This window comes from Mesorhizobium sp. M4A.F.Ca.ET.090.04.2.1, assembly GCF_003999085.1.
GTDB lineage: Bacteria > Pseudomonadota > Alphaproteobacteria > Rhizobiales > Rhizobiaceae > Mesorhizobium.
Map to the genome: position 1 here is coordinate 1 of NZ_RZOT01000464.1, position 4,912 is coordinate 4,912.

Here is a 4,912-nt window from a genome sequence, read left to right on the forward strand (position 1 = left end):
ACGAAGACAATGGTCGACATCTTTGTATTCAACAGGCAGGCAGACCTCATCAAACCCGCCGATCTCATGGAAAACGGTTCGCCGCGAGGCGACGATGGCGCCCGTCACGGCCTGATAATTACGCACGGTGCGCATGGCATGCAGATAGCCGTCCGCATTTCCCGGCGCGCCCCGCAACACATGCTGCGCCAGCACGGGATGCTCGCTGTGCGAGCCGGGTTGCAGAACAATGCCCGCATGCTGCACCGAGCCATCCGGGTACAACAGGCGGGCTCCGACGACACCGACTTCGGGGCGCATGGCGTGCGCAACCATCAATTCCAACTGACGAGGGTGTGTGATCTCGACATCATTGTTCAACAGGACCACAACGTCCGCGGTCGCGGCCGCCACGCCCATATTGACCATGCGAGAGAAATTAAAGCGGCCATGGACCCTGACGATACGGGCGCCGTGCTTCTCCTGGAGTTCCGCGTAGAGTGCCAGCGTAGCCGGGTCGGTGCTTGCGTGATCCACAATGACGAGCTCGGGCGAAAGGTTCTCCAAGGCTTTCACAAACCCCACGCAACGCTTCAGCAGTTTGGGCTGGTCACGGTTGGGAATAACGATCGCCACGGACCGAGGCCGAGGGAGACGCATATCCGCTGGTTCCGCCGAAGGACGCGGCAAAGCAGTGGGAAGATGCATGACGGTCTCGGTGAGATGACCGACCGCGAGAGGCCCACTCGCCAGGGTGCGGAGCCAACCGTGCAGGGAATTCGGGCGCTCGGCCGAGCGCTGGGAGAAGATGAGTTTTCGCGAAGCCATGAAGGCCGTGCCGACATAATCCATTGAAACAATCAGATCAGGGTCCCAGCCTGGCAGAAAACAAGGCTGCGGGACCGCCCCGGCATCGCGGCGATCGTGATCGCAGACGATCAGGTCCGGCATCGGTGTCCCGCGCAACGGTGAAAGCATGCGATTCAGGAGAGCGAAGGCATCCGTATCGAACGTCGTGCCAGCGGCCGCGAAAACCAAATGACTGCCGCGCCACAGATGATCGTGCGCCGGATCCGACAACACGTTCAGCGCATCGAGCGTCGGCTCCGCGAACAGGCCACGCAGGCTTGTAAAGTCGTCCACATCCGGCAAGTCGATCTCGTGGACACCGGCAACCACGATCTCGATATTGCGATAGGTCTGACCAAGCAGCGAAGAGAGCGTATGCGACAGGGTCTCGCGGCTCGCCGAAGCCGCGTCATGGATCAACACGGTAATCAAGTGATTCCACATGCGCTGCTGGCCGGCCAACGCCATCCTTTCGGCCAGCCTGGATTGCCGCCAACTGTCGTAGCCCGCCGATAGGGTGGCGTCTTCCCGCCTGCTCATACTATCGGACTCTCCTGAGTTTGCCGTCGGCCTGCCTGCGCTTGCCGGTTGTTGCTGTTGCCGAAAGAGATCGATCACTACAGCTTTTGTAGAACCACCATGTCCTGATAATCGAGCGCACCACGCGGGATATACTGGCAGACACGCAGAAATTTCGACCAATGATCGAATACATACCGCACGCTGTGGAAGGCGGAGTGGTAGAAGTCGGGGAAGTCGGCGCCCCACTGGTCATCCTTGGTAAAGAAAAGCCCTCGTGTATAGAAGATGTCGGCAACCTGCTCGCGAAGCGGCGACTCCGGCGGAATCCCTCCGAAAAACTGATCGAATGCATGCTGTCCGTGAACCGTGAGCGTGACAACACCGCCCGGGCGAAGGACGCGCGCCAACTCCGCAAGCCAGGCATCCTGGTAGTCCGCATCAAGATGCGACATCACACTGTGGTTGAAGATCAGGTCGAATGAGCCATCGCCGTATGGAAGCGGAGGCAGGCCTTGCGTAAGGCTCGTCTCAATCCACGGCATATGCGCCGAAACCCATTCGATCGCTTCGGCGTCGATCTCGTTTCCGTACAGCTTGCGAGGCAAGGCGGGCACGGGCAGATGCCGCAAAATGCGGCCGCAGCCGCAACCCCACTCGAGGATATCGTTGAAATCCCCGTACGACTTTCGGATGGACGCCAAGGCCCGCTCCAGATCGCGCAAGGACTTTGCCCCCGACTCCATGAACCAGTCGCTGGCGTCGGTGCCCGTGACCTTGTAACGCAACCGCGGCGGAGGGAGCTGGATTTCCGGGGCTGCTGCTTCGGGCCCCTTGTTTGAACTCCCGGTTGTCGAAAACACGAAACCTCCCCTTCGCATCACAACAGCATCGCGCTTCGGCGATGCACCGCGGTTGTTATGGACCGATCAGATGACAATGGAAATCCCAGAACATCCGACAGAATCGTCGACCTGCTCCAAGTATTTGTTTTTGCGCATATGGGGACCGTGACCGGCCTGGCATCGTGTCGGCGCGCCAAGGGACCCGCCGTCACGCCGCCTTGTCGCGGACCTGATAGTCCTTCACCGCGGCGAAGCGGATCGCCTTCCAGCGCTCGGCCTCGTAGTTGAGCGAGAAGGTGTGCTGGGCGAGGAAGACCGGATCATTGTCGAGATCGCGGGCGATGTCGCCGCGATGCGCTTCGACGAAGCGCTGCACCTCGGCCCTGTCGTCGGCCGAGATCCAGCGGCAGACGGAAAAGCGCGACATCTCGAAATCGACCGGCAATGTGTACTCGATGTTCAGCCGCTCCTTCAGCACGTCGAGTTGCAGGGCGCCGACGACACCGACGATGGCCGGCGAGCCGTCCTCGGGCGAGAACAGCTGCACGACGCCCTCCTCGGCCATCTGGTGCAGCGCCTCCTTCAGCTTCTTGGCCTTCATGGCATCACCGAGGCGCACCCGGCGCAGGATTTCCGGCGCGAAATTGGGCACGCCGCGGAACAGGATTTCTTCGCCTTCGGTGAGTGTGTCGCCGATGCGCAGCGTGCCGTGGTTGGGGATGCCGACGACGTCGCCGGCGAAGGCCTCGTCGGCGGTAACGCGGGTGCGGGCGAAGAAGAACTGCGGCGCCGACAGGCTCATCGGCTTGCCGGTGCGCACCAGCTTGGCCTTCATGCCGCGCTCCAGCTTGCCGGAGCAGACGCGCACGAAGGCGATGCGGTCGCGGTGGTTGGGATCCATGTTGGCCTGGATCTTGAAGACGAAGGAGGTCATCTTCTCCTCGGTCGCTTCGACCTTGCGGCTGTCGGCCTCCTGCGCGCGCGGCGGCGGCCCGAAGGCGCCGAGCGCCTCGATCAGGTCGCGCACGCCGAAATTGCGCAGCGCCGAGCCGAAATAGACCGGGGTCAGATGGCCCTCGCGGAAGGCGTCGATATCGAGCGGGCGGCAGGCCTCGCGCGCCAGCTCCAATTCCTCGATGAAGTCGTTGCGCTCGTTCTCCGGCAGGAGACCGGCGACGCGGTTGGAATCGGGGCCGTTGACCGGCGTGCGCTCCTTCTCGTCGTCGCTCTTGCGTACGGCGTTCAGCGCCAGGTGATAGGTGCCCGAAAAAGTCTTGCCGCGGCCGATCGGCCAGGTGACCGGGGCGGTGTCCAGCGCCAGCTTCTGCTCGATCTCGTCGAGTATTTCGAACGGATCGCGGCTCTCGCGGTCCATCTTGTTGACGAAGGTGATGATCGGGATATCGCGCAGCCGGCAGACCTCGAACAGCTTCAGCGTACGCGGCTCGATGCCCTTGGCGGCGTCGATGACCATGACGGCGGAATCGACCGCCGAGAGCGTGCGATAGGTGTCGTCGGCGAAATCCTCGTGGCCGGGCGTGTCGAGCAGGTTGAAGACATTGTCGTCATACTCGAAGGTCATCACCGAGGTGACGACCGAAATGCCGCGCTCGCGCTCGATCTTCATCCAGTCGGACCGGGTCTGGATGCGGTCCTTCTTGGCCTTGACCTCACCGGCAAGCTGGATGGCGCCGCCGAACAAAAGCAGCTTTTCGGTGAGCGTGGTCTTGCCGGCGTCGGGGTGGGCGATAATCGCGAAGGTGCGACGGCGCGATACCGCGTTTTCGATGTCTTCTGCCAAGTCGTGGAATCCTGTCTGTGGCGCGGGCTTCTAGCAGCGCTTTTCCGGCCTGTCGACAGTTTCGGGCCGATCGGTCCGAGGCGACCGGAAATCGGCCGCGCAGATCAGTTCCACAGCCAGCCGCGACCATCCTTGCTGCCGTAGCGGGTGACCAACGCGATCTCGGAGCGATCAATGCCGATGTCGCGCAGCAGGTGGTCCGGAAATTCGTCAAGCCGCGCCCGGTCCCTGCGAATGCGGATGATGCGGGCGAAGGCGCCGACGCCGAAACGATCGATGGCCGTCACGAAGAAGCGCCAGCCGAAGGGCCGATCGACGGTGAATTCCAGTTCTTCAAGGGATGACATTGTCGTGTTTCCTTCTGTTTGAACGATGGCAGATCGGGAGGGCCATGCAATGACCCTCCCGATGCGGTGCCGGGTCTTGGCTGCGTCAGGACTGATCGTTGGCGCAGCTCACATAGGGGTTCCAGTCGGCGAACATGCCGGCCGGATTGTGCCGCCAGTGCCAGACATGCAGCTCGTAGTAGGGGTCCACCGGATGGACGCCCACGGTCGTCTTGCGCTGCAGGGTGCGGCCGAGGAACTCGGGAACGCCCTTGCCCTTCCAGTCCTTCTCGAAGGCGATGTACTCCATGCCGACGAGTTGCATGGAGCCGTCCGGCTCCGGCTCGTAGGTCAGCACGTCCGGCTCGCTGAGCACGAGCTTGCCATCGCCGGCACGGACCGGATGGATGAAGTGGACCCCCATCGTGCCGTGCTCGTCATGCGTCGTGCATTCGAAGAGCTGCTGGTAGCCTTCGGCCTTGGCGACCTCGATATTGACGTACCTGGCCGCCATTTCCCGAGACCGGTTCAGCACCGGATCCGGCGTATCATGCGCATCCGCGGTGCCGCAGGCGAGCGCGGATGCCCAGATG

General features: G+C 62.4%; 5 protein-coding genes. All 5 read right to left on the reverse strand.

Translation table 11 applies throughout. The annotated features are described in order from the left end of the window. Positions 1-1,368 (reverse strand): glycosyltransferase (locus EN781_RS25700; RefSeq protein ID WP_127400452.1); only part of this gene is annotated, 1,368 nt, incomplete at its 3' end. A 77-nt stretch (positions 1,369-1,445) separates the two neighbouring features. Continuing rightward, positions 1,446-2,210: a class I SAM-dependent methyltransferase gene (locus EN781_RS25705; RefSeq protein WP_189347852.1), complete on the reverse strand. Its 765-nt coding sequence runs from the start codon at positions 2,208-2,210 to the stop codon at positions 1,446-1,448. A gap of 190 nt (positions 2,211-2,400) precedes the next feature. Next, positions 2,401-3,993: a peptide chain release factor 3 gene (locus tag EN781_RS25710; RefSeq protein ID WP_126056785.1), complete on the reverse strand. Its 1,593-nt coding sequence runs from the start codon at positions 3,991-3,993 to the stop codon at positions 2,401-2,403. A gap of 104 nt (positions 3,994-4,097) precedes the next feature. Next, positions 4,098-4,340 (reverse strand): DUF1127 domain-containing protein, encoded by a 243-nt coding sequence (locus tag EN781_RS25715; protein ID WP_126056786.1) that lies wholly within the window; start codon positions 4,338-4,340, stop codon positions 4,098-4,100. Between the two features lie 85 nt (positions 4,341-4,425). After that, on the reverse strand, positions 4,426-4,912 hold a 487-nt coding region (locus EN781_RS34500), incomplete at its 5' end, for a hypothetical protein (RefSeq protein WP_189347854.1).